Annotated in this window: 21 protein-coding genes and 2 pseudogenes; 9 read left to right on the top strand and 14 right to left on the bottom strand. The window is 61.4% G+C overall.

What is annotated here, in order from left to right; genetic code table 11:
- Both B7L72_RS10995 and B7L72_RS10990 read left to right on the top strand, forming a co-directional pair.
- On the top strand, positions 1-595 hold a 595-nt coding region (locus B7L72_RS10995; RefSeq protein ID WP_176212872.1), incomplete at its 5' end, for a 2-oxo acid dehydrogenase subunit E2.
- An 18-nt stretch (positions 596-613) separates the two neighbouring features.
- Positions 614-2,476: a protein kinase domain-containing protein gene (locus B7L72_RS10990; protein ID WP_081194316.1), complete on the top strand. Its 1,863-nt coding sequence runs from the start codon at positions 614-616 to the stop codon at positions 2,474-2,476.
- Here the strand turns inward: B7L72_RS10990 and B7L72_RS10985 are convergent.
- The 6 genes and pseudogenes from B7L72_RS10985 to B7L72_RS10960 form a co-directional block, all read right to left on the bottom strand.
- Positions 2,473-3,138 (bottom strand): ABC-type transport auxiliary lipoprotein family protein, encoded by a 666-nt coding sequence (locus B7L72_RS10985; RefSeq protein WP_081135759.1) that lies wholly within the window; start codon positions 3,136-3,138, stop codon positions 2,473-2,475. The genes B7L72_RS10990 and B7L72_RS10985 overlap by 4 nt on opposite strands.
- Positions 3,135-4,076 (bottom strand): MlaD family protein, encoded by a 942-nt coding sequence (locus B7L72_RS10980; protein ID WP_081194314.1) that lies wholly within the window; start codon positions 4,074-4,076, stop codon positions 3,135-3,137. Before B7L72_RS10980 ends, B7L72_RS10985 begins: the two co-directional genes overlap by 4 nt.
- Positions 4,077-4,081: 5 nt before the next feature.
- On the bottom strand, positions 4,082-4,903 hold the full coding sequence (locus B7L72_RS10975; protein ID WP_081194312.1) for an ABC transporter ATP-binding protein: 822 nt from the start codon (positions 4,901-4,903) through the stop codon (positions 4,082-4,084).
- Positions 4,897-6,009: an MlaE family ABC transporter permease gene (locus tag B7L72_RS10970; RefSeq protein WP_081194310.1), complete on the bottom strand. Its 1,113-nt coding sequence runs from the start codon at positions 6,007-6,009 to the stop codon at positions 4,897-4,899. Before B7L72_RS10970 ends, B7L72_RS10975 begins: the two co-directional genes overlap by 7 nt.
- A 201-nt stretch (positions 6,010-6,210) precedes the next feature.
- Positions 6,211-6,342, bottom strand: a pseudogene (locus B7L72_RS18265) (TAXI family TRAP transporter solute-binding subunit); the annotation flags it as partial.
- Between the two features lie 82 nt (positions 6,343-6,424).
- A pseudogene (locus tag B7L72_RS10960) lies at positions 6,425-8,129 on the bottom strand (SulP family inorganic anion transporter).
- Between the two features lie 237 nt (positions 8,130-8,366).
- On the opposite strand from B7L72_RS10960, the gene B7L72_RS10955 reads away from it, so the two are divergent.
- The gene (locus tag B7L72_RS10955) at positions 8,367-10,013 is read left to right on the top strand and encodes a methyl-accepting chemotaxis protein (protein WP_081194306.1); all 1,647 of its coding nucleotides are present in this window, start codon (positions 8,367-8,369) and stop codon (positions 10,011-10,013) included.
- Here B7L72_RS10955 and rarD read toward each other — a convergent pair.
- Positions 9,987-10,892, bottom strand: a complete 906-nt coding sequence (gene rarD, locus B7L72_RS10950) for an EamA family transporter RarD (protein WP_081194304.1) — start codon at positions 10,890-10,892, stop codon at positions 9,987-9,989. The two genes, B7L72_RS10955 and rarD, sit on opposite strands and share 27 nt — an antisense overlap.
- A 72-nt stretch (positions 10,893-10,964) precedes the next feature.
- Between rarD and B7L72_RS10945 the strand changes: the two genes are divergently transcribed.
- On the top strand, positions 10,965-11,780 hold the full coding sequence (locus tag B7L72_RS10945; protein ID WP_081194302.1) for an amidohydrolase: 816 nt from the start codon (positions 10,965-10,967) through the stop codon (positions 11,778-11,780).
- Positions 11,780-12,484 carry a pseudouridine synthase gene (locus tag B7L72_RS10940; protein WP_081194300.1) on the top strand — a complete coding sequence of 235 codons (705 nt, stop codon included), beginning with the start codon at positions 11,780-11,782 and terminating at the stop codon, positions 12,482-12,484. Before B7L72_RS10945 ends, B7L72_RS10940 begins: the two co-directional genes overlap by 1 nt.
- Before the next feature lie 153 nt (positions 12,485-12,637).
- Here B7L72_RS10940 and B7L72_RS10935 read toward each other — a convergent pair whose 3' ends face one another.
- The 6 genes from B7L72_RS10935 to gloB are packed head-to-tail and all read right to left on the bottom strand — an operon-like array spanning position 12,638 to position 20,366.
- Positions 12,638-14,230: an ABC transporter ATP-binding protein gene (locus tag B7L72_RS10935; RefSeq protein WP_254893800.1), complete on the bottom strand. Its 1,593-nt coding sequence runs from the start codon at positions 14,228-14,230 to the stop codon at positions 12,638-12,640.
- A complete protein-coding gene (locus tag B7L72_RS10930) occupies positions 14,223-15,296 on the bottom strand; it encodes an ABC transporter permease (RefSeq protein WP_081194296.1) in 1,074 nt (357 codons plus the stop codon). The genes B7L72_RS10935 and B7L72_RS10930 overlap by 8 nt, the downstream gene beginning before the upstream one ends.
- A 1-nt stretch (position 15,297) precedes the next feature.
- On the bottom strand, positions 15,298-16,371 hold the full coding sequence (locus tag B7L72_RS10925) for a microcin C ABC transporter permease YejB (RefSeq protein WP_026001690.1): 1,074 nt from the start codon (positions 16,369-16,371) through the stop codon (positions 15,298-15,300).
- A gap of 53 nt (positions 16,372-16,424) precedes the next feature.
- A complete protein-coding gene (locus B7L72_RS10920) occupies positions 16,425-18,293 on the bottom strand; it encodes an extracellular solute-binding protein (RefSeq protein ID WP_081194294.1) in 1,869 nt (622 codons plus the stop codon).
- 52 nt (positions 18,294-18,345) lie between these two features.
- Positions 18,346-19,569: a transglycosylase SLT domain-containing protein gene (locus tag B7L72_RS10915; protein WP_081194292.1), complete on the bottom strand. Its 1,224-nt coding sequence runs from the start codon at positions 19,567-19,569 to the stop codon at positions 18,346-18,348.
- Positions 19,570-19,598: 29 nt separating this feature from the next.
- The gene (gloB, locus tag B7L72_RS10910) at positions 19,599-20,366 is read right to left on the bottom strand and encodes a hydroxyacylglutathione hydrolase (protein WP_081194290.1); all 768 of its coding nucleotides are present in this window, start codon (positions 20,364-20,366) and stop codon (positions 19,599-19,601) included.
- A 108-nt stretch (positions 20,367-20,474) separates the two neighbouring features.
- Between gloB and B7L72_RS10905 the strand changes: the two genes are divergently transcribed.
- From B7L72_RS10905 to nudC, 4 genes are read left to right on the top strand one after another with little or no spacing between them, the layout of a single operon-like run.
- Complete coding sequence (locus tag B7L72_RS10905; protein WP_081194288.1) at positions 20,475-21,263, top strand: class I SAM-dependent methyltransferase; 789 nt, start codon at positions 20,475-20,477, stop codon at positions 21,261-21,263.
- Complete coding sequence (gene rnhA / locus B7L72_RS10900) at positions 21,256-21,738, top strand: ribonuclease HI (protein WP_081194286.1); 483 nt, start codon at positions 21,256-21,258, stop codon at positions 21,736-21,738. The genes B7L72_RS10905 and rnhA overlap by 8 nt, the downstream gene beginning before the upstream one ends.
- Positions 21,726-22,475 (top strand): DNA polymerase III subunit epsilon, encoded by a 750-nt coding sequence (gene dnaQ / locus B7L72_RS10895; protein WP_081194284.1) that lies wholly within the window; start codon positions 21,726-21,728, stop codon positions 22,473-22,475. Before rnhA ends, dnaQ begins: the two co-directional genes overlap by 13 nt.
- Entirely contained in the window at positions 22,468-23,241 is a 774-nt protein-coding gene (gene nudC / locus B7L72_RS10890; RefSeq protein WP_081194282.1) for an NAD(+) diphosphatase, read from the top strand. Before dnaQ ends, nudC begins: the two co-directional genes overlap by 8 nt.
- 4 nt (positions 23,242-23,245) lie before the next feature.
- On the opposite strand, the gene B7L72_RS10885 is transcribed toward nudC, so the two are convergent.
- Positions 23,246-23,557: an SCP2 sterol-binding domain-containing protein gene (locus B7L72_RS10885; RefSeq protein ID WP_081135717.1), complete on the bottom strand. Its 312-nt coding sequence runs from the start codon at positions 23,555-23,557 to the stop codon at positions 23,246-23,248.
- Positions 23,558-23,663 lie beyond the last annotated feature (106 nt).

Raw genomic sequence — 23,663 nt, 5'->3', positions numbered from 1 at the left:
CGAACTGCTGGCGCTGCGCGAGCGCCTCAAGCCCCGGGTAGAAGCGCTGGGGGAGCGGCTGACGCTGATGCCCTTCTTCATGAAGGCGCTGGCGCTGGCCGTGGCCGAGCACCCCATCCTCAATGCGCAGCTCAATGCCGAGGGGGACGAGCTGCACTATTTTGCCCAGTGCAATATCGGCATGGCGGTGGACAGCAAGGCGGGCTTGCTGGTGCCTAACGTGAAGGCGGTGGAGCAGCTGAGCCTGCTGGACATTGCCAGGGAGGTGAGCCGATTGACTCAGGCGGCGCGGGAAGGTCGTGTGGATCAGGCGGACCTCAAGGGTGGCACCATCAGCATTTCCAATATTGGCGCTCTGGGCGGCACCTACGCCGCTCCCATCATCAACGCCCCGGAAGCGGCCATCGTGGCCATCGGCAAGACCCAGTGGCTGCCGCGTTTCGATGCCGAGGGCGCCGTGCAGCGACGCGCCATCATGACCGTGACCTGGGCGGGAGACCATCGTTTCATCGACGGCGGCACCATTGCGCGCTTCTGCAATCACTGGAAAGCGTCTCTGGAAGCGCCAGAGACCATGCTGCTGCATTTGGCCTGATCCAAGGCCATTTCCCCCATGAGCCAGGCAGCGCTACAGCAGTTCTATATTCCAGAGGAGCAGTCGGTCTATCTGCTGAGCCATCACGATGCGCGCAAGCTGAAAGACTGGGTAGCGCTGTGCCAGGCTCAGCTGGTGCAGCTGGGGTACCGGGACATCGAGCTGATTGGCAAGGGGGCCTATGGTTTCGTGTTTGCGGGCAGCGCTCAGCAGCAGGGGCAGCCCACCCACTATGTGTTCAAGTTCTCGCGCATCACGCTGCCTACCCACTTGCAAGAGCGCCTCGAAGAAGAGGCGTTCATGCTCGATCAGGTCAGCCACCCTCTGATTCCCGGGCTGATCGCCTATCAGCGCGTGCGCGGCCAGTCCATTCTGGTCATGGAGCGCGCGCCCGGCTGGAATCTCGAGCAAGTATCGCTGCGCCAGGGGCGGCTCTCGCCGCGCCTGGTGGTGCATATTGCCGCGCAGCTGGCAGAGATTCTGGTCACCCTGCGCCGGGAAACCGGCCCCCATGCCCGCCCGGTGGTGCATGGCGACATCAAGCCTTCCAACCTGGTGTTCGACGCCAGCAGGGAAAGCATCGCCCTGATCGATTGGGGGTCGTCGGTCTTTGCCCAGTTGGATGCGGCGCTGCAGTTCGTCGGTGCCAACGTGATGGAGCTGATGTCGGATAACCTGCAGCAGACCAACGCGCGGTTGGGCGACGTCTACTTCATCGGCGAAGAGCAGCTCAACGGCGCGCTGTCATCGCCGCGTTTCGACGAACAGGGGGTGGCGGGTACCCTGTATGCCCTGGCATCGGCGCAGTCCTGCCGTTTTGGCTGCCGGGCGATTCCGGCCAGTGCGTTGGGCCTGCCCATCGAGTTTGCCCGCACGCTGGATGGGCTGCTGGATGCCGACCCGGCCATTCGCCGCCGCGCGGGGGATCACTTCATTCGTGAAATGCCGCGTATGGCCAGAACCGTGATGATCGACTTGCCTGCCGTGCCGCCGCCGCCCCTGGTGCCGATCTGGGGGCATCGCCAGCGCCGGGAGATCGACACCGTGGTGTACAGCTCTCGCAAGGCCTTTCTGCGCGAGGCCAGCGTCGAAGAAACCCTCAATGACGTCAATGACGTGCAGCTGGACCGCTACTACAAGCAGTTCATGCAGGGCATGGGCGACACCGAGAAAGCCTTTCTGGCGTCGGTGAGCCGGTTGGGCAAATACCCCGTGGTGGGCGGGCTGGCCGTGCGCTGGGAGCGGGAGGGTGTCTATATCGACTCGTCGCTCAATCTGCACGACCCCGACCTGAAGCCTGCCTTTACCGAAGCGGTGAATAACATGGTGCATCTGGCGCGGGCCATCCACCGCCAGGGTATTTTCAAGAGTTGCCTGTTCAATGCGCGGCAGACGCTGCACCTGGAGCGGGAAAGCGCCGATGCATCGTTCGCTGCGCAGTCGGGCATGACCATCGGGTATGAGGTGAGCGCCGTGCCGGAGATGGAGGATCGCACCCGCCAGCACAGTTATTTCGAAGATGGTCCGGATCCCGAGGAGCTGCTGGTGTTGCCCGACAGCATCATGGCCCTGCTGGAGCAGCTCAATGACATCCACCATACCGGCATGATCATCTTCGAGGCGCTGCCCAGACACCTGAAGATTCATAGCTACTACCGCCTGCTGGACCCGCGCCGAGAGCAGGCGTTCTCTGCGCTGCTGGCGCACATGCTGGACAGCGTCAATCAGATCGAAGGGCTGGGGGTATCGGGCTTCATGAAAATGCCCTACAAGGACACTCGGTTCTTTACCCACCTGGCGTGCCAGCCTGCCCACTACTACCCCAGAGACCCGCGCGACTATCTGCGCAAGCTGAGCGGTGGGGCAATCGATCCGCGCTAGCGGGTTACCTCGCGGGTTAGCCACTCGCCCAACTGCTGATTCAAATCATCGGACGCTGCGCCGAAGGCATCGACCACGTCGGCAATGGCGACGCTGCTGGCACGCTTGCGTATGGCGAAGCTGCTGGTCGCCAAGGGCGCGCGGTTGCTGTCAACCAGCTGTACATCCAGCTGAACGTTGACGCTGGGCGGCGTATCGTCGTATTCGCTCTGGAAGTGGCGCAGCTCGCTGAGCAGGGTCAGGTCGTGGGGCAGGCGATCACTGCCGACGCTCGCAAACCGCTGCTGGGCCTGCAGGCCTTCGATGAGCCGGGCCTTGAGCATGTCCGGAGCGTCCTCGTGCCAGCGTGCGCCTTCGTAGACGTTCACCACGTTGCCTTCCGGAAATACCACCATGCGGTTGCTGCCCAGCAAGTGCCCCGTTTCTGGCGTGGCGATGCCCAGCGTCATGGCGTGGGTGGCCGCTGCATTCGGCTGCCCTGAGGTGTCTACGGCCGGCAGCCGATAGAGCGTGGCCGGTTCGTTGTCGGGCAGGATCGAACAGGCCGTCAGGGTGGCCAGAATGATCAGCAGGGCGCCTGTACGCAGGGGGCTGATTCGAAGGGCCCCGTTGCGAAGGGGCCTGATGTGCAGGGCTTTGGCTCGCAGGGTCTTGAGCATCATGGGCGGAACTCCTCTATCTGGTCACGGCCCAGCAAAAAGTTGGTGGGGTTCTCTTCGAGCCGACGGGTAATGCGATCCAGGGTGGTCAGGGTGGCGCGCAGCGCCGCCAGGGCCGGGGCAATATCGCGGGTGCTTTGCAGCGTGCTTTCCACGGCACCGGCATTGTCATCCACCAGCTGTTCGATGCGCTGGGCAGCGTTGGCCACGTCGCGGCTGGCATTCTTGGCGCTCTGCATGACCTCTCGACCTTCGCGGCTGAGCAGCGAATGCGCTTCCTGGCTTAGGGTCTCGATGCTTTCCAGAGTGGCGGTGGCCTGACGCGAGACCTCCCCGAACAGGGCCATGTTCTCGTCCAGAGCAGACTGCTGGGAGGCAATCATGTCGGTGATCTGGGCAACGTTGGTGAGAATGTTGCCTGCTTCCTGGCGATTGTCGTCGCTGAACAGCTCGTTGACGTTTTTCAGAATGGCGTTGATGTTGTTAATCATCTCTTCGCCCTCTTCGAAGAGCGTGGCAATCGGCGACGGGTCGGCGCGAATGAACGGCATGTCGTCATCGCTCTGGTCCAGCAGGCGCGGGCTCTCCGGCGTGCCGCCATGCAGCTGAACGGACATGCTGCCAGTAATGCTGGCAAAGGCCAGACGTGCCCGGGTATCGGTCTTGACCGGGGTGTCTTCGTACACACGGATACTGGCCAGCACCTGGCGGGGGTCATCCGGATTGAGGCTCAATTCGGTGACATCACCTACCTCGATGCCGTTGTACTGCACCTTGCTGCCCACCGCCAGGCCGCTGACGCTGCGCTCGAACAGGATGCGGTAGGGCTGGTAGTCGCGCTCGCCCGCCGCGTGGCTCATCCATAGGGCAAAGAGCAGGGCAGCGGCTGCCGTGAGCACGGTGAACAAGCCGATCATGATATGGTGCGCGCGGGTTTCCATGTGTCTCACTCCTCGCGGGAAGTCGGTTCAGCAGAGCGCTGCGCGGCGCGTCCACGGGGGCCATTGAAATAGTCCTGTATCCACTCGTCGTCGGTCTGGGCGACTTTCTCCAGGGTGTCGGCCACCAGCACGCGCTTCTGGGATAACACCGCGACGCGGTCGCAGGCGGCGTAGAGCGTGTCCAGGTCGTGGGTGACCAGAAAGACGCTGAACCCCAGGGCGTCTCTCAAGGTGACCAGCAGCTGATCGAAGGCGGCGGCCCCAATCGGGTCCAGCCCGGCGGTGGGTTCGTCGAGAAACAGAATGTCAGGGTCCAGGGCCAGGGCGCGAGCCAGCGCGGCGCGCTTGACCATGCCCCCCGACAGCGACTCGGGGAACTGTCGCGCCGCCTGCGGGGGCAGGCCGACCAGCGCCAGCTTGATGCGCGCCAGGTACTCGGCTTCTTCTCGGGACAGTTTAGCGTGCTCGATGAGGGGGAGCGCGACGTTTTCCTGTAGCGTCAACGAGCTGAACAGGGCGCCACGCTGGAAAAGCACGCCAAACCGCCGTTCGACCTGGCTGCGCTCGGCATCGCTCAGCTCGTCGAGCCGGTTGCCTAGCACGTCGATGTGACCTCCATCGGGCTTCTTGAGACCGACGATACTGCGTAGCAGTACGGATTTGCCGGTGCCCGACCCGCCGACCACGCCGAGAATTTCACCGCGCTGCAGCGTCAGGTCGAGGTCTTCATGGACCACGTGGCTTCCAAAGCGGTTGACCAGCCCCTCGACGGTGATGGCCGCGTGGTCGTCGCTGGCATCGGGTGTCTTGTGGTGTTCCTTTACCATCCCATCTCCATGAAAAAGAGTGCCGCCAGGGCGTCCAGTAGAATCACCATGAAAATGGATTGTACGACGCTGGAGGTCGTATGGGTACCCACGGACTGGGCACTGCCGCTGACCTTGAAGCCTTCCAGGCAGCCAATCACGGCAATCACGAAAGCAAACACCGGGGCCTTGCTCATGCCCACCAGAAAATGCGTCACCGAAACATCGTTCTGGAGCGTGTTCATGAATTGGGTCAGGGAGATATCCAGCGAGAGGGTGGCGACCATGGCGCCACCGACCAGGCCACTGAGCATGCCGACGAAGGCCAGCAGGGGCAGGCTGATCAGCATGGCCATGACCCGGGGCAGCACCAGCAGCTCGATGGGGTCCAGCCCCTGGGTTTTGAGGGCATCGATCTCCTCGTTGGATTTCATGGCCCCCAACTGCGCCGTGAAGGCGCTGGCGGTACGCCCCGCCAGCAGAATGGCCGCCAGCAGCACGCCGAATTCGCGCAGGAAGGAAAACGCCACCAGGTCGATGGTGTACACCGTGGCCCCAAAGTCTTCCAGCACCGTGGCCCCGAGAAATGCCACCACGGCCCCCACCATGAAGGTCAATAGGGCCACGATGGGCACGGCATTCAGGCCACTTTGCTGCACATGGGCCACCGTAGCGGTGATGCGCCAACGGCTAGGCCGAAACAATAGTGGGACGAAGGCCGCCAGTACCAGACCGATGAACCCCAGCAGTTGACGCTGCTGAGACCACAAACCGCTCATCTGCTGACCGATGGAAGCCAGCGCTTCGCTGACGCGAGAGGCGCGCGGTTGGTCATTTTCCAGCGGGGATGCCATGGCCTCGGCCAGACGCATCAGCAGAGCTTGCTGCGCGTCCGGTAGCTCGCTGGCCCACTCATTTACCTGCTTGGCGTTGTCAACGCCTACCAGCTCGATGACCAGCGCGGCGCCCGCCGTGTCCAGTTTGTCGAAGCCGGGCAGCTGGATAGACGCTTCAGAGACCTCCTGCTGTCGATTCAGCGTGTCTCTCAAGGCCGAATAGTGGCGAAGCGTCCATTCCCCGTGCAGCGCTATGTGATCATCGTGTTGCGTGACCCACTCGTTTGGCATCCTTGCTCCCTATGTGTCGACAAGGCGATTAATGCTCCATGATGCATTCAAACGAGCGTTAATGAAAGGTCGCCGGCAACGGGATTAACGTGAAGCCCCATATTTGGGGGCGAGTTCCTGCTTGATGCGGGCAGCGACCTCCTTGAGTCGTGGGCCAAGATTGTTGACCAGGCGATCATGATCCAGCCGCAGGCTGGAGCCGCCACCGGTGCCGTAGTAGCTGGCGATACCGCAGGCGCACAGGTCGACACGCCCTTGTTTCAGGGGCGTCATGCGGGAAACGCCGTTGTCACCGGGCAGTATGCGTACCGAAGAGCCGTAATGGTTCTGCAGCCAAAAAAGCCGATTGCTAAACGCAAAAAGCCGAGCAATGGCTCGGCTTTTCAATTGATTTTCAATGGCTTGGAAGATTGGGTTATGGGGAGAATTCACGCCAGGCAGCATAGGTGCTCAAAAAATACCCGGCCAGACAGCTCTTCGAGAAAGTCGCTCTTTTTCAGTTGGTCCATGACCGGCCCCTTGACCTCGGCAAGGTGCAGCTTCACTTCGGAATCCTTCAGCCGTGCGTTGATGGCATCCAGGCTTTCCAGGGCAGAGGCGTCGATCAAATTGACGGCCGAACAGATCAGTACCACGTGTTCCAGCTCGGGTCGGCTGGCCACCAGGTTGTAGACGGTATCTTCGAGGTAGCGGGCGTTGGCGAAGTAGAGGCTCTCATCGATGCGCAGCAGCGCTGCATTTGGAGCGGTTTCGACATCATGGCGCTCGGTATTGCGAAAATGTTCGGTGTCGGGCACCCGGCCTACCAGCGCGCTGTGGGGGCGGCTGGTGCGATAGAGAAAAAGCGCGATGGAGAGCGTGACGCCGCCAATGATACCGGCCTCGATGCCTTCGACCAGGGTCAGCAGAATCGTGACCGCCATGGCGGCAAAGTCACTGCGGGAGTAGCGCCAGGTCTGGCGCAGCATGGGAATGTCCACCAGCGTCAGGATGGAGACCGTGATGGTGGCCGCCAGGGTGGCGATGGGCAGGTAATAGAGCCAGCCGGTGAACGCCAGCGTCACCAGCCCAATGCCCAGGGCGGCAAAGGCCCCTGCGGCCGGGGTCTGTGCCCCGGCATCGTAGTTGATCACGGTGCGCGAGAGCCCGCCGGTGACCGGCATGCCGCTGGTAAAGCCTGCCGCCAGATTGGCGGCACCCAAGCCGATCAACTCCTGATTGGGCGAAATACGCTGGCGGCGTTTGGCAGCCAGCATCTGGCCCATGGAGACCGACTCCACAAACCCCACCAGACTGATCAGCAGGGCAGGAATCAACAGCGCCCGCCAGAGCGAGGCATCCCCCCAGGGCAGGCTGAACGCGGGCAAGCCGCTGGGAATCGTGCCCACCACCGCCACACCCTGATAGGCCAGCTGCCAGTGCCAGGTGACCAGCGTCGTGATCAGCACGGCAAATACCGGGCCTGCCTTGGTCAGCAGGTCAGCCAGGGATACAGGCACGCCTAGCCAGATCAACGAGCGTTTTCCATAGCGGCGCAGCGCCACCAGAAACAGCAGCGTCCCCACGCCAATGGTTGCTGTGTAGGGATTGATGCCAGGCAGGTTGGGTAGCAGCGTCATGAGCCGTTCGACGAGCGTAAAGCCGCTGCTGGCAATCCCCAATAGGCCACCCAGCTGGCTCACCGCAATTAGAATGCCGGAAGCCGTCAGGAAGCCAGAGATGACCGGGTGGCTCAGGAAGTTGCTGAAAAACCCCATTTTCAGGCTGCCCATGACCAGCAGAATCATGCCCGAGAGCAGCGACAGCACCAGTGCGGCTTGCAGGTATTCGGCGCTACCGGGGGCGGCCACCGACGAGAGTGCCGCCCCCGTCATCAGCGCGATGATGGCCACAGGCCCCACCGCCAGGGTTCGGCTGGTGCCCAACAGGGTGTAGAGCAGTTGAGGAAGAAGACTGGCGTAAAGCCCTACCACGGCAGGTAGCCCGGCCAGCAGGGCGTATGCCAGCGACTGGGGAATGACCATGACCGTCACGATCAGGCCCGCCATGAGGTCGGCCCCCAGCAGGCGCCGATGATAGTGGGGTAGCCAGGCAAGAATGGGCAAATAGCGCTTCAACATGAGCTCTCGCAGCGTTGGCCATATCAGGAAAAACGGGACCTGCAAAACGGAACATAGTTTAGCCTGTTTAGTTATAAAAATGTCATGTTCACTCGCCCAGGGGCCAAATATTACCTTTTGCTATCCCCCCAAAGTGCTACTTATTTCACCTGTGGAACTGGTTAAGCTGACTGAGTGGTAAACGCGGTCTGTATTGCGCCATGACTCGATGATCTCAACAATAAAAGAGTACTCATTATGCGACTGCTTCGCTGGCTGTTACCGCTGCTATTGATCAGTGCTGCCGTCGGGATGACCTGGCGAGGAGGCTTCTGGGCGTATGCTGGGCTCGCCAGCGCCCTTGTCGCGGGGGGCGCGCTGGTGGCCGCCGCCCTGTACGACGTGTACCGTGCCGACCATGAGCGTTTGGTATCGGTGCCCCGCAGTATCAGGCCGGTTCAGGACTATGGTGCGCTACGCGGCATGGCGTATCGCCTGATGCATCGTGCCAGCAGTACCGCCATTGCCTCGGCAGAGGTGTCCCACTACGCCGATCTGATGGCCCAACGTCTCGCCAAACAAGAGAGCATGGCCAGTGAAGCCTCTTCCAGCATGAGCGCCATCAATACTGCCATCATGCAGGTCAGCGCCAGCGCGACACAGGTAGCAGCCCTGGCCGAGAGCGCCCAGCGGGCGAGTCATGACAATCATGATGCGCTGGCCGATATCATTCAGGACATGAGCGATGTGGCCGAGCGCTCCGGCCAAGCGTTGGATATGCTCACCGAGCTGAACGACAAGATCGAACGGGTGCGTAGCGTGACTTCCATGATCGAGGGGGTGGCCGAACAGACCCACTTGTTGTCGTTGAATGCGTCTATCGAGGCTGCCAGGGCCGGTGAGCATGGCCGAGGCTTTGCGGTGGTGGCGGGGGAGGTGCGCGACCTGGCGCTGAAAACGTCTACGGCCACCCAGAGTATCGATGGGCTGGTCAAGGATATGCACCAAAGTGGCCAGAGTGTCGTCAGCACCATGGGCGGGCTGATGACCCGGGTGCGTGAACGGGCTGAGGAGATGCAGCAGGTAGGGAGCAGCCTGGCCACCATTACCCAGGAGTTCGACCAGGTGCAGCAGGAAATCACCAGCGTGGCGGGTGCCATGGACAGTACGCGGGCCCACAGCCAGACCGTGGCGGACAGCCTCGACCAGCTGGAACACGATGTAGATGAAGGGAACCGCCACATGCATGCCCTTGCCCAGCAAGCCCATGCCCTGATGGATGCGGCCGAGAGCGTTGATGCAGAGTTGGCCCAGCAGCGGCTGGAAGGGCGCCATCAGCAGGTATTCAAGGTGGCGCGTCAAACTGCCGACCAGATTGGCAAGCTGTTCGAAAAGGCCTTGAGCCGAGGCGAGCTATCGGAGGCCGCGTTGTTCGATCCGGATTATGCGGTGATCCCTGGGACCCAGCCGCCGCTTTATCATACCGGCTTCGATGCTTTCACCGACCAGCAGCTGCCCGCCCTGCAGGAGCCGCTGTTGGCAGGTCACGGCCTGAGCTACGCCATTGCCTGTGACCGCAATGGCTATGTGCCCACCCACAACGCGGCGGTGAGCCGTGAACCCAACGGCGACCCGCAACACGACCTGAAATATTGCCGCAGCAAGCGCATTTTCGATGACCCCACCGGTCGCCGCTGTGGTGCCCATGAGCAGCCGCTGCTACTGCAAACCTACAAGCGCGACACGGGCGAGATCATGCACGACCTGTCGGTCCCCATTCATGTGCACGGCAAACACTGGGGTGGCTTCCGTGTGGGCTATCAGCCCGAACAAGCCGCACAGGCTCAAGCCCCAGAGCAGGTGCCTGCCACGCTGGCCTCAAGCGGCCGCCTGGCGCGGGCGTGATTGCCAGGACGACCATGAATAGAGCGCCAGGCCTGTCCAGATCATCAGAAACGTGACGAGCTGAATCAGGCCCAGCGGCTCTCCAAACACGGTCAGTGCAATCAAAAACTGAATGCTGGGGTTGATGTACATCAAGAACCCCAGGGTGGCCAGCCGCAAGCGGCGTGCGGCCCCGGCAAACGCCATCAGCGGCAGGGCCGTAAGAATACCGCTGACCACCAGTAACGCCGACATGGGCACGTCGTGCAGAAAATGCGACGTGCCTTGCCAGCTCATCCAGCTCAGCGCCATCAGTGCCAGCGGGAAGAGCAGCAGTGTTTCCACGAACAGGCCGGACAGCCCATCCAGCGGCACCTGCTTGCGAAAGAGTCCATAACTGCCGAAACTCAGCGCCAGCAGCAGGCTGATCCACGGCAACTCCCCCAGCATGATGAATTGCACGGCAATCGCCAGGCTGGCGAGACCAAGTGCCACCAGCTGTAGCCGGGCCATGACTTCCCTGAGCACCAGCATGCCCAACGCAACGTTGACCAGCGGGGTGAGAAAGTAGCCCAGGCTGGCCTGCAGCACCTGCTTGCTCTCCACGGCATAGATGTAGATGCCCCAGTTGAAGGCGATCAACAGCGCGCAGGCCAGCACCCTACCCAGGCGCCTGGGCTCGACCAGTGCGGCCACCACCGGAGGCCAGCGGCGCAGGACGCTGATCAGCCCGACCAGGAACAGGCATGACCACAAAATGCGGTGGATCAGAATTTCAAACGCGGGTATTCCATCGAACAGCGCAAAGAACAGCGGAAAACAACCCCACATGGTATAGGCGGTCAAACCGAACATGACGCCCTTGACCGCTTCAGGGTCTCTGGGTGCAGAGGGAAGCATAGCAGCCTCATTAACTAAAAATGCTAATCTAGCACACAATCGACCAAGACATTGATGCAAAGGAGGCATGGCATGAGCCAACTGAAAACCAGCCTGGTGCAGTGCGATTTGCGCTGGGAAGACCCCCACGCCAACCACACGCATTTGGCCAAACTGCTGGGCGACCTGGATAGCCGGGACACGGACTTGATCGTGCTGCCCGAAATGTTCGCCACCGGCTTTACCATGAACTCTCGCGAGATGGCCCAGCCCATGGCCGACAGCCAGAGCGTGGCCTGGCTGCAAGCGCAGGCGCAGGCCAGGGGCTGTGTGATGACCGGCAGCGTGGCCATCGTGGAGGATGGCCACTACTACAATCGCATGGTGTGGGCGACGCCCGACGGCGAACTGCGCTACTACGATAAGCGCCACCTGTTCCGCATGGCGGGAGAGCATGAGCGATACGGCATGGGGTCGGCGCGGCAGATCGTCGAACTCAAGGGATTCAAGCTGCAGCTCAGCGTTTGCTACGACCTGCGGTTTCCGGTGTGGATGCGCCAGCAGCCAGCAGAAGGCGAGCATTTCGAGTATGATGCAGTGCTCTGCGTGGCTAACTGGCCCGCCCCGCGTCGCCATCCGTGGCGTACGCTGCTGCAAGCTCGCGCGGTGGAAAACCTCGCCTATGTGATAGGCGTCAATCGCGTGGGCGAAGACGCCAAGGGGCTGGCCTATAGCGGCGACTCCATGCTGGTCGATTTCAAGGGCGAACCGCTCATCGACCATCCTGCCCATACCGCGTTCATCGACACCGGAACGCTCGACAAGACGGAACTGGATGCCTTTCGTGACAAATTTCCTGCCTGGCAAGATGCCGATCGCTTTTCGCTGCTGCCGGGAGTGGGGCAATAATGCGCCTTGATCGTTTTTTGAGTGAAACCTCTGCGCTGACCCGCAGCCTCGCCAAGCGCGCCTTGAAAAATGGCGAAGTGACGCTGAATGGCGAGCCCATCAAGCAAGCCGCTACCCATATCGACACGGCCCAGGACGAGGTGCGTTTGAATGGCGAGCGTCTCGAGCTGGTGGGGCTGCGCTATATCATGTTGCACAAGCCCAGGGACGTGGAGTGCACCGCACGCCGGGGTCTGTATCCGCGGGTCATCGATATCATCGATGAGCCCAAGGTAGAACGCCTTCAGCCGGTAGGGCGCTTGGATGTGGACACCACCGGACTGCTGCTATTGACCGATGACGGGCAGTGGTCCCACCGGGTGACCTCGCCGCGCCACCGCTGTGCCAAGGTGTATCTCGCCGAGCTGGCCAAGCCCATGGAAGGTGAGGCGGCTCATCAGGCGGTCGAGCGCGTGGCCGAAGGCCTGCTGCTGGAAGGTGAAGAGACTCCCACCCAGCCGGCCACGCTGCGTTTCATTACCCCGCAGCAGGCGGAGCTGACCATTACCGAAGGCCGTTACCATCAGGTAAAGCGGATGTTTGCTGCCTTGGGCAACCACGTCGAGGCGCTTCATCGGCACTCGATCGGCAGCCTGGCGTTGCCTGATGATTTGGCACCGGGCGAGTGGCGGGCGCTGACCCAGCAAGAGATCGACAGCTTTTAAACGGATCAGGATTATACCGTTATCTTGCTTAATCTGAATATGTCATGCAGCTTTGGATGTTTTCAGGCGCTGGCGGAGAGGCTCGGATCGAGCGCTATCCGCCAGCGATGGATTTTGCCAGAAATGCCCTTGGTGATCAGCTTTTCAGCCTGCTCACGAAAGGTGAGCGGCACTCAAAAGCGCTTGGGTATACGGGTGGCTAGGGTTGGCCAGCACGTCAAGACAATCCCCCTGTTCGACCACCTCGCCATCTTTCAACACCATGATGCGGTGTGCCATGGCGCGGACGACGGCCAGGTCGTGGCTGATGAACAGATAGCTGAGCTGCCGCCTGGCCTGCAGTTCTCGCAGTAGCGTGACCAGCTGCTTTTGCACGGTGCGGTCCAGGGCAGAGGTAGGCTCGTCGAGGACCAGCAGCTCGGGCTCCAGGATGATGGCCCGAGCCACGGCAATACGCTGGCGTTGGCCGCCTGAAAACTCGTGGGGGTAACGGTCGGCACAACTTTCGGGCAGGCCGACTTCCGTCAGGGTCTGGCGGACGCGCTCGCTGACCTCGTGGTCGCTCAGGCGCGGAAAGTGAAAGCGCAACCCTTCGCTGACGATGTCGAACACGGGCATGCGCGGAGAAAGCGCGCCGTAGGGGTCCTGAAACACCATCTGCAGCCGATGGCGCTGGCGCCGCAGGGCGTCTCCCGTCAGCTCGCTCAGCCGTGCATCGCCCAGGCTCACATCTCCCTCGCTGGCCACCAGCCGCATGATGGCCGAGGCCAGCGTGGTCTTGCCCGACCCGGACTCGCCCACGATGCCCAGGGTCTCACCGGATGCTATGTGCAGATCGGTGGCTTTCAGCGCTTCGAAAGCCGGGGGCTGGCGCTGGAACAGCCGCGTCTTGGGACGTTTGAAGCTGACGCGCAGCTGGCGGGCGCTCAGCAGGGCAGCGCTGCTGAGCGGCGCTGCAGGTCGGCCCTCCGGCTCGGCGGCGATAAGTGCTCGGGTGTAGTCGCTTTGCGGGTTGGCGAAGACCTGTGCGACGGGCCCGGTTTCTTCTACCTTGCCGCGATACATCACGCAGACACGATCGGCATGGCGACGCACCAGGTTGAGGTCGTGGCTGATCAGCAGCAGCCCCATGCCGTGGTGATCGCGTAGCTCCTTGAGTAGCGCCAGAATTTCCTGCTGTACCGTGACGTCCAGCGCCGTGGTGGGTTCGTCGGCAATCAACAGTGCGGGGTTGTTGGCGATGGCCATGGCGATCATGACGCGCTGGCGCTGGCCTCCTGAGAGCTGGTGAGGCCAGGCGTCCAGCAGCTCGTCGGGGCGGGGCAGTTGGACCTGCTCCAGCAGCGTACGCGCCCGCTGCCTGGCGGCTTGTCCGCTCAACCCCTGATGCAGGCGCAGGGTTTCCCCTATCTGCTTGCCAATGCGATGCAGCGGGTTGAGCGATGTCATCGGCTCCTGAAAAATGAACCCGACGCGGTTGCCCCGCAGCGTGTTCCAGTCCCGCTCACGCAGCTGGCTCAGGTCACGGCCTTCCAGCAGGCGCTGGCCAACGACCTGGGCATTGCTGGGCAGCAAGCCAATGGCGCCCAGCGCGGAGACCGACTTGCCCGAGCCAGACTCTCCGACGATGGCCAGGGTTTCCCCCGCATTCAGCGACAGTGACAGTTTGTCGACCACCACCTGGCCATCGAACGCCACGCTGAAGTCGTTCAGGTGCAGCAGAGGGGTGGAGCTAAGTTCAGACATGGGCGGCTTCCCCGGCAGCATTGGCGCCTTGCTTGACGTGGCGAGGGTCGAAGGCATCCCGCAGGCCCTCACCGATGAATACCAGCAGTGACAGCATAATGGCCAGCGTCATGAAGGCCGTGATGCCGAGCCAGGGCGCATGCAGGTTGTTCTTGCCCTGTGCCGCCAGTTCACCCAACGAGGGGGCGCCAGGGGGCAAGCCGAAGCCCAGAAAGTCGAGTGCCGTCAAGGTGCCGATGGCGCCGGTAAAGATGAACGGAATGAATGTAAGCGTGGCCACCATGGCGTTGGGCAGGACATGGCGCCACATGATGAGTCGGGAAGGAAGCCCCATGGCCTTGGCAGCCCGCACGTACTCCAGGTTGCGGGCGCGCAGGAATTCGGCGCGCACGATATCCACCAGGCCCAGCCAGGAAAACAGCAGCATGATGCCCAGTAGCCACCAGAAGCCCGGCTGCACGAAGCTGGCCAGAATGATCAGCAGGAACAGCACCGGCAGCCCGGACCATATCTCCGTGAAACGCTGGCCGATGAGATCCACCTTGCCGCCGAAATAGCCCTGCAGGCCACCGGCAATGACCCCGATGACCAGCGAGCCTGCGGTCAACACCAGCGCGAAAGCCACCGAGAGACGAAAGCCATAAATCACCCGGGCCATGACATCGCGCCCTTGATCATCGGTGCCCAGCCAGTGGCGCCCATCGGGTGGGGCCGGCGAGGGGCGGCTCATCTGCATGTCGAGGGTTTGATACGAAAAGGGGATGATGGGCCAGAGCGCCCAGCCATGGTCGCTGATCTGCTGTTGGATGAACGGATCGAGATAGTCGGTTCGGGTGGGCAAAAAGCCGCCGAACTCGGTTTCCGGATAGTCGATCAGCAAGGGAACGTACCACTGGCCGTCGAACTGCATCACGATGGGTTTGTCGTTGGCGATCAGCTCCGCGAACAGGCTGATGATGAACAGTACGCCAAACAGCCACAGCGAGACGCGTGCCCGCCGGTTGGCCTTGAACGCCGCCCAGCGCCGCCGGGTAATCGGGGAAAGGCGGGAGGAGATGGCGTGCATATCAGGACTCCCTGGAGGCGAAATCGATACGTGGGTCGACCCACACGTAGGTCAGGTCGGAGATCAGTTTGAGCACCAGCCCGATGACGGTATACAGGAACAGGGTGCCGAAGATGACCGGGTAGTCGCGTTGCATGACGGCCTCGAAACCCAGCAGCCCCAAGCCATCCAGCGAGAAAATCACCTCGATGAGCAGCGCACCGGTAAAGAATATGCCGATCATCGCCGAGGGTAAGCCGGCAATGATGATCAGCATGGCGTTACGGAACACGTGGCCATACAGGATACGCTGCTCGTCGGCGCCCTTGGCGCGCGCTGTCAACACATACTGCTTGTGGATTTCATCCAGGAAGCTGTTCTTGGTCAGCATGGTGAGCGTGGCGAAACTGCCGATGGCGGCGGCCAGTACCGGTAGCGTGATATGCCAGAAGTAGTCCTTGATCTTGCCCCAGGTGGAGAGGTCGGCAAAATCGGGGGAAGTGAGGCCTCTCAGTGGGAACCAGTCCAGATACGAGCCCCCTGCAAACAGCACGATCAGCAGGATGGCGAACAGAAAGCCGGGGATGGCGTAGCCGACGATGACCAGCCCTGAGCTCCACACGTCGAATCGAGAACCGTGGTGCAGCGCCTTGCGAATGCCCAGCGGAATCGAAATCAGGTAGACCAGCAGGGTGGTCCAAAGGCCCAGCGAGATGGAGACCGGCAAGCGCTCGATCATCAGCTCGATCACCGGGCGGTCGCGAAAGAAGCTGGTGCCAAAATCGAAGGTCAGATAGTCCACCATCATGCCGATGAAGCGCTCATGGGCGGGTTTGTCGAACCCGAACTGCTGCTCCAACTGTTCGATGAAGCGTGGGTCGATACCGCGGGCGCCACGGGAGTCGTCACTGACCTGAATGTCGGCACCGCCCATGTCCAGGCGCGTACTGGCCATGGCGTCGGCCCCTTCGAAACGGGCCAGCATCTGGTCGATAGGCCCTCCCGGCGCTGCCTGAACGATCACGAAGTTCAGCAGCATGATGCCGAACAGTGTCGGGATCATCAGTAGCAGTCGGCGAAGTGTGTAGCGTGCCACGGTGCACCCCATGAAATGAGAGTTGAGCCATTGTCTTGTTCTGCGTTCAGCGATTAACGGCGTCGGTTGCGCCGCTCCAGCGCCGCTTCACGCTCACTGTCGACCCACCAGGCATCCAGATCCATGGCGTAGGCCGGTGCCGGATCGGGGTAGCCAAACTTGTCCCACACGGCAATCCGGGTTTCTCCCGAGTGGTAGTGGGGAATCACATAGAACCCCCAGCGCAGCACACGGTCCAGCGCGTGGGTAATGGTATCGAGGGTTGCTCGATCCTCGGCGCGAATCAGCTGTTCCACCAGCGAGTCCACGGCCGGATGCGCCAGAGCCATGCGGTTACGGCTCTGTGGCGACTCGGCGGCCGCGCTGGTCCAGTAGTCGCGCTGCTCGTTGCCGGGGTTGTTGGACTGGGGGAAGTGGCTGATGACCATGTCGTAATCGTAGCTGCGCACGCGGTTCAGGTACTGGTTGATATCGACGATGCGCATGGAGGTCTGGATACCCAGGCGCGCCATGTTACGCAGCATGGGCTGTACCACCCGTTCCATGCCGGAGTCGTACATCAATACTTCCAGGCTAAGCGGCTGCCCCGTCTGCTCGTTGACCAACACGCCATCTTCCACCACGTATCCGGCGTCTTCCAACAGCGTCAGTGCACGCCGGAGCCGTTCGCGCAGCTCGGTGGGGTGCTCGATGGGCAGCGGGTCGGTAAACAGCCGCTCGGATCGGTGCGACGCCAGCAGCTCGTCACGGAAGGGCTCCAGCAGCGCCAGCTCTTCTTCGGTAGGCAGGCCGACGGCTTCCATTTCGGAGTTTTGAAAGAAGCTCTCGGTGCGGTAGTACGTATCGTAAAAGATATTGGTGTTCAGCCACGGGAAATCGAAGGTGAGACTCAGCGCTTCGCGTACCCGTGGGTCCTGAAATTTCTCGCGCCGCAGGTTGAACACAAAGGCCTGCATCATCGAGGGATTGACGTCGGGCACGGTAATCCGTTTGACCTGCCCCTGGCGATAGGCCGGAAAGTCGTAGCCAATCGCCCAGGTGGCGGCGCGGGCATCGATACGAAAATCGGTCAGGCCCGCCTTGAAAGCCTCCCAAGCGATATCACGATCCCGATAGTACTCGTAGGTGATGCGGTCGATGTTATAGCGCCCGACATTGACGGGGAGATCCTTGCCCCAGTAATTATCGTCGCGCTGGTAGACGATACGGCGGCCAGGGTCGACCTCGCTGATGCGATAGGGGCCAGAGCCCGGATGGGCCGCCAGGGTGGGGGCGGTAAAGTCACGGGGTTCCCAATAGTGGCGCGGCAGGATCGGCATCTGCGCGACGATCAACGGCAGCTCGCGGGACTGAGTGTCGTTGAATTCAAAACGTACCTGATGTTCGCTGAGCGCCGTGACCTTTTCTACCCCGGCATAGTAGCTGGCGTAAAAAGGGTTGCCCTGTTCGCGCAGCAGGTCAAAGGTGAAGACTACGTCGTAAGCGGTGACCGGCTCCCCATCCTGAAAGCGTGCCTGCTCGTGCAGATCGAACTCGATCCACTCACGCTCAGGGTCCAGGCGCACGCCACGGGCCAGCAGGCCATACAGGCTGAACGGCTCGTTGGGGTTGCTCTCCATCAGCGTGTCGTAAATTTGTGAGATGCCGGTGGCGGGAGTGCCGCGAATGATGAAAGGGTTGGTGGAGTCGAAACTGCCGCCCACGGCGGTATGGGTGATGGAACCGCCCTTGGGTGCCTGGGGGTTGACGTGGGGGAAGTAGGCAAAGTCTTCGGGCAGCTCAGGGCTATCATAAAGCGATAGCCCATGCACCGTGGGGACGGGGGCACTGCCCTCGTCTGGCGGTGAGGCCCATAACGTGGCACTCAGCAATAGGCCACCGACCAGTAGAACTGCTTTCGACAACAACTCACCGCGTGGCATTGGTAACGTCCTGTAGTGGCAAAACCGGGGTGGTCACGGGGTTCAGGCCGCCCTAGCCACCCGATAATGAGAGCAGCTGACCGGGCTGTAGGGCTTCCGGGCGATCCAGCCCATTCCACCTGATTAAATCTTGCTGATCAAGCTTATAGCGTGCGGCAATTGTGGAAAGATTGTCGCCCCGTTCAACGCGGTGTACCGAAGGGGAGTCTGCTGCCACGTAGCTGCCGCTGGATTGTGATAGCTGTGCCAGCACCTGGGTGTCCACTTCCTCGGGTACCAGCAGCGTTTGTGCGCTGTTGGGGTCGATGCTGCCGTTCAACAGGCCCGGGTTCAGCTCGGCTAGCGCCGACTGGCTGACATCCAGCATGCGAGAGGCCTGTGCCAGGCTGACGGGCTGCTCCAGCTGTACCTTGGCAAAGGCCGGTTCCGCGTGAATGTCAGGCAAGCTGACACCATAGCGTTCGGGGTTGTCGATGATAGTGGCAATGGCCTTCAGTTTGGGAACGTACTGCATGGTTTCGTTGGGCAGCGCCAGATCCCAGTAGTGGCCTGCCAGGCCCTGGTTCAGGGCCTGCTGGCGTGCGCGATTGACCGTGCCTGCGCCTGCGTTGTAAGCCGCCAGAGAGAGCATCAGGTCGCCTTCGTACCACTCGTCGGCCTGCATTTCCAGGTAATTGAGCGCGGCGTCGGTGGACGTCACCACGTCCAGGCGGCCATCGTACTGGCCGTTGCGTACCAGGCCCAGTGCATCACCGGTGCCGGGCATGAACTGCCATAATCCGGCGGCGCCCATATGGCTGCGGGCGCTGGGGTCGAAGGAGCTTTCGACGAAGGGGATCAGAGCAATTTCACCGGGCAGGCCGCGTTCGGATACCTGCTGGGCAATCCAGGCAAGCCAGGGCGTGGCACGCTCGGTGATCGAGACGATATTCTGGGGGCTGGCGCTGTAGAGTTGAATCCACTCGTCTACCCGGGCCTGGGCATCGGCAGATAGGTGCTTCTCCTGCCACTGAAAACTCGAGCGCAGGATGCTCCAGGCATCCTGGGGCTGTAGTTCGAGGGCTTCCCAGAAGTGGTGCTGAAACGCAGTGGGTCGGGCCGTCAAGGCATCCTCGGCTTCACCTAGCGCAGAGGAGTCGGTATTGCTGGTGTGGGAGCCCCATTGGGGATCCGTGGCAGAGGCTTGAGTATTCGCAGCGGCGGCCAAAAAAAGGCCCATAATAACCGTACTGCCGGCGCTCAATAGCAAGCGCTGGCGAAGCGTTCGATAAGTCATAGTGTATTCGTTTCTATTCGATAGCGTTCTTAAAAACGGTTCTTCCACTCGCGCAGAGTGGTGAACGTAGCGAGTTCGTCGTCATTTGCCCCTTGCTGGCCAGCGGCCAAGCGCACGCTTTCAGTGCCGACACGCAGGTAAGGGTTGATCGTCAGCTCGCGTCCTATCGTGCTGGGTAAGGTGGGCCTGCCTAGCGCCCTGGCCTTCTCGCACTCCTGTTGTGCGCGTGTTACAGCATCGTTGTCAGGATCCGCAGCACGTGCAAAGCTCAGATTTGCCTGAGTATATTCATGCGCTGCAAAGACCAGTGTTTCCTGGGGGAGTTCCGCAAGACGACGCAGTGAGTTCAGCATTTGCTCCGGTGTGCCTTCGAAAAGACGTCCGCAGCCAGCATGAAACAGCGTGTCGCCACAGAACAGAAGAGCGGGAATACCCGGTGTAAAGTAGCTGATATGATCCAGCGTATGGCCGGGGGTCTCCATCACTTCGAAGGCGCGACCCAGCACTCTTACCTGATCGCCCTCGCCGACGCGCTGGTCGATACCTTGAATGTCCGGGTTATGGGGACCAATCACCAAGGGGGCGTAGCGCTCTTTCAGCGCCGCCAGCCCGCCGGTGTGGTCATGATGATGATGCGTGATCAAAATCGAATCGAGGGTCAGGGATTCTCGCTCGAGGAAATCGATCACGGGGGGGGCTTCACCGGGGTCCACCACGCAAACGCCTTGACTGTTATCCTGTCTTATCAGCCAAATATAGTTGTCGCTTAAGGCGGGTATCGGTGTCACGCTCATCATGGGCGAGATCCCTCGGAGTTTGTCAGACCTGCTCGAAAATTGCCGTGCGCCGCATCATGTGGCAGCGCGCCCTTCAAAAGCCCAATACTGTGGAGGCAAGAGTCGTTCATGTCAAATTCGCCGGATGTCACACGACTTGCCCGCTCTCTGGCTCAGGCCCGCGCCTATTGGCAAACGGATGCCGGGCGTTCGCTGTGGGAAGCCCAGCGCGCCTGCCTGGGGCCGGTGGTAGAAGGTCGAAAAGGTGGGCACAGCCTGGAGATGGGGATGGCCCCGCCATTGATGACCATGTCCAGTATTGCCCATCAGGTGGTCTGGGCGCCGAACAGAGAGAGCGCAGAGGGTGAGTCCACCCTGATTTGCCCCCCGGAACAGCTGGCGCTCCCGGACCGCTGTCTGGACGTCATGGCGATTCATCACTGGCTCGAATATTTGCCGGATGCGCACCATACGCTGCAGGAAGCCGCCCGTGTGACCGCCGACAACGGGGTGCTGGTGCTGTTTGGCTTCAACCCGGTAGGCCTCAACGGCCTCAGTCGCCGTTGGCGTAAGGCCGAATATCCGTGGCAAGGCCAGTGGCGCACGGTGAACCGCCTGCGGGACTGGCTCGCGTTTGTCGATTTCGAGGTGGAGCGCGTAGACTACTGCTGTTTTCGTGGCCCCAGGAGCACCACTTGCCGCGAACGCTGGGAGCGGCTGGGCCGACGCCACAACATGCCGCTGGGTGAGAGTTACATGATTCAGGCGCAGCGTCGGCAGCGTCATGCCCCCATCCAGCGCGTCAAGTTTGGTTTGCGTACGCCGGTTTCGTCGTCTCTTGGCGTCACACGTACCAGCACAGCCGCCCGGCTACCCGCTGGAAAACGACGTATGGAAAAGGATAGTGAGCGTGAGTAACCAAACAGCCAGTGAGCTGCCCCGTGTCACGGTGTATACCGATGGGGCGTGTCGTGGCAATCCTGGCCCCGGCGGATGGGGAGTGCTGCTGGTCAGCGGTACCCATGAGAAGACCTTGAAAGGCTTCGAGGCGAACACCACCAACAATCGCATGGAGTTGATGGCGGCCATCATGGCGCTGCGCACGCTCAACAAGCCCTGTGAAGTGGCGTTGTGGACCGATTCGCAGTACGTCCGCCAGGGCATTACCCAGTGGATTCACAACTGGATGAAACGCGGCTGGAAAACCGCTTCCAAACAGCCGGTGAAGAATGCCGAGCTTTGGAAGTCACTGCACGAAGAGACCCAGCGCCATCGTGTCGAGTGGCACTGGGTCAAAGGGCATAGTGGCCACCCCGGTAACGAGCGCGCCGACGCCCTGGCCAACGAAGCCATCGATGAGCATCAGAGGAGCAAGACCCCATGCGCCAGGTAATTCTGGATACCGAAACGACAGGTATCGACCCCAAGGATGGCCACCGTCTGGTAGAGATCGGCGCCGTCGAGATGGTCAATCGGCGGTTCACCGGGCGCACCTACCACCAATACATCAACCCCGAGCGTCATATCGATGCCGAGGTGGTGGCCGTCCATGGCATCGATGATGCCAAAGTAGCCAACGAGCCGGTATTTGCTCAGGTTGCCGACGATTTTTGGGCCTTCATCGAAGGTGCCGAGCTGGTCATTCACAACGCACCGTTCGACGTGGGCTTCATCGACCACGAGCTGAACATGCTCAACAAGCGGCGCAAGTCGCCGGTATTGGGGCCGGTCAGGGAGCACTGCCGTATCCTCGATACGCTGGTCATGGCCCGCGAAATGCACCCGGGCCAGCGCAATAATCTGGATGCGCTCTGCAAGCGGTATGACATCGATAATGGCCACCGGGTGCTTCACGGGGCCTTGCTGGATGCGGAAATTCTGGCCGATGTCTACCTGGCGATGACCGGTGGGCAAACGGCGTTGACCCTGGATGCCGAGAGTGACAATGGCCAGCGTAAAGAGCGCCAAGCCAACGAAGGGCTGTCGGTTCAGCGGCTGTCGCTGGCGCCAGGCCAGCTACGAGTGATTCGCCCCAGTGCAGAAGAGCAGGCCGCCCATCAGGCAAAGTGCCAGGCGCATCAACTGCGCTGGCTGTCGGCAAGCGGTGAGAGTGGTACGGCCGATGCTTAGACGTGAAATTCCGCACCATGCGCGTGAAGGCCGAGTGATTCGCGTCGCGCGCAGCCATATAGCACCGGCACCGCTGGTGGGTGAGCTGTCTCCGCTTCAGCCCCATCAGCCCTGGGACGAGCACATGCAGCCCCTGTGCTACTGGCATGACGAGCCCGTGGCTTTGCAGGTCGAAAGTGCGCCGGGGGATGGCTGGATAGAGGGGCGCCAGTGGCTATCAGAACTGCCAGCCTCATGGTTTAGCCTGCTGGCCACGGCCTTGCAGGTCGGTGCCTGGCTGGAAAACCACCGTTTTTGCAGCCGCTGTGGTGAGCGAGCCTCCAAGCTGGAAGCCGAATTCGCCATGCACTGCTATGCGTGCGGGCATCGCAACTACCCGCGAATTTCACCCTGTATCATCACGCTGGTGACCCGGGGGGAAGCCATGCTGCTGGCCCGCAGCCCGCGCTTTCCGCCCGGGCGCTACTCTACCCTGGCAGGGTTCATCGAGCCGGGGGAGTCAGCAGAGGAGGCGGTGCACCGAGAAGTGTTCGAAGAGGTGGGGGTGCATGTGGATCAACTGCGCTATCACCACAGCCAGGCATGGCCTTTCCCGCATTCGCTGATGCTGGGCTATTTTGCGGAAGCGACCACTCAGCGGATCATGATCGACGGGGTCGAAATCAGCGATGCTGCCTGGTTTTCGCCGCGGCAGCTGCCTGCGCTGCCGCCGCCTTACTCTATTTCACGGGACTTGATCGAAACGCACCTGGCCCGCTGGCGCTGAGGGCTTACCTGCCCGGAAACAGGCTAGTCAGCTTGGTGGCCAGCATGACATTGCCGGTCGCCTTGAGCTTGCCGGTCATGAACGCGGTCATGCCATTGATGTCGCCACTCATGATGCCCTTGAGGGTATCGGTGCTCAGGCTCAAGCTCACCGAAGGGTCGTCGTGTTCGCCTTCATGCACTCCCAGGCTACCGTCCTGAACCGAGAGATAGTGGCTGCCAGCATCGGAAAAATGAAACTGGAAAACTTCGTTCATGCCTTTGGCTGCTTCGGGGTCGAAGCGGGATTGCAGTTTTTCAAGGGTATTGGATGACATAAGGTATGCTCACGTAACAGTTGATGTGGATTGACGTTATCTCACGAGAGTATTTCAAACAGTTGTTTTAATCAAGCCTCGTTGACACTTCCTCACAATCTGCGGT

It is taken from the genome of Halomonas sp. BC1 (genome assembly GCF_002078135.1).
GTDB lineage: Bacteria > Pseudomonadota > Gammaproteobacteria > Pseudomonadales > Halomonadaceae > Vreelandella > Vreelandella stevensii.
Note: the sequence above shows the minus strand (reverse complement) of the source record. Positions and strands in the feature narration are given on the sequence as shown.

Bases quoted from the DNA above. Each gene is read 5' to 3' on its own strand.
- B7L72_RS10990 (WP_081194316.1), top strand. From the start codon at position 614: ATGAGCCAGGCAGCGCTACAGCAGTTCTATATTCCAGAGGAGCAGTCG.
- B7L72_RS10985 (WP_081135759.1), bottom strand. From the start codon at position 3,138: ATGATGCTCAAGACCCTGCGAGCCAAAGCCCTGCACATCAGGCCCCTT.
- B7L72_RS10980 (WP_081194314.1), bottom strand. From the start codon at position 4,076: ATGGAAACCCGCGCGCACCATATCATGATCGGCTTGTTCACCGTGCTC.
- B7L72_RS10975 (WP_081194312.1), bottom strand. From the start codon at position 4,903: ATGGTAAAGGAACACCACAAGACACCCGATGCCAGCGACGACCACGCG.
- B7L72_RS10970 (WP_081194310.1), bottom strand. From the start codon at position 6,009: ATGCCAAACGAGTGGGTCACGCAACACGATGATCACATAGCGCTGCAC.
- B7L72_RS10955 (WP_081194306.1), top strand. From the start codon at position 8,367: ATGCGACTGCTTCGCTGGCTGTTACCGCTGCTATTGATCAGTGCTGCC.
- rarD (WP_081194304.1), bottom strand. From the start codon at position 10,892: ATGCTTCCCTCTGCACCCAGAGACCCTGAAGCGGTCAAGGGCGTCATG.
- B7L72_RS10945 (WP_081194302.1), top strand. From the start codon at position 10,965: ATGAGCCAACTGAAAACCAGCCTGGTGCAGTGCGATTTGCGCTGGGAA.
- B7L72_RS10940 (WP_081194300.1), top strand. From the start codon at position 11,780: ATGCGCCTTGATCGTTTTTTGAGTGAAACCTCTGCGCTGACCCGCAGC.
- B7L72_RS10935 (WP_254893800.1), bottom strand. From the start codon at position 14,230: ATGTCTGAACTTAGCTCCACCCCTCTGCTGCACCTGAACGACTTCAGC.
- B7L72_RS10930 (WP_081194296.1), bottom strand. From the start codon at position 15,296: ATGCACGCCATCTCCTCCCGCCTTTCCCCGATTACCCGGCGGCGCTGG.
- B7L72_RS10920 (WP_081194294.1), bottom strand. From the start codon at position 18,293: ATGCCACGCGGTGAGTTGTTGTCGAAAGCAGTTCTACTGGTCGGTGGC.
- B7L72_RS10915 (WP_081194292.1), bottom strand. From the start codon at position 19,569: ATGACTTATCGAACGCTTCGCCAGCGCTTGCTATTGAGCGCCGGCAGT.
- gloB (WP_081194290.1), bottom strand. From the start codon at position 20,366: ATGATGAGCGTGACACCGATACCCGCCTTAAGCGACAACTATATTTGG.
- B7L72_RS10905 (WP_081194288.1), top strand. From the start codon at position 20,475: ATGTCAAATTCGCCGGATGTCACACGACTTGCCCGCTCTCTGGCTCAG.
- dnaQ (WP_081194284.1), top strand. From the start codon at position 21,726: ATGCGCCAGGTAATTCTGGATACCGAAACGACAGGTATCGACCCCAAG.
- nudC (WP_081194282.1), top strand. From the start codon at position 22,468: ATGCTTAGACGTGAAATTCCGCACCATGCGCGTGAAGGCCGAGTGATT.
- B7L72_RS10885 (WP_081135717.1), bottom strand. From the start codon at position 23,557: ATGTCATCCAATACCCTTGAAAAACTGCAATCCCGCTTCGACCCCGAA.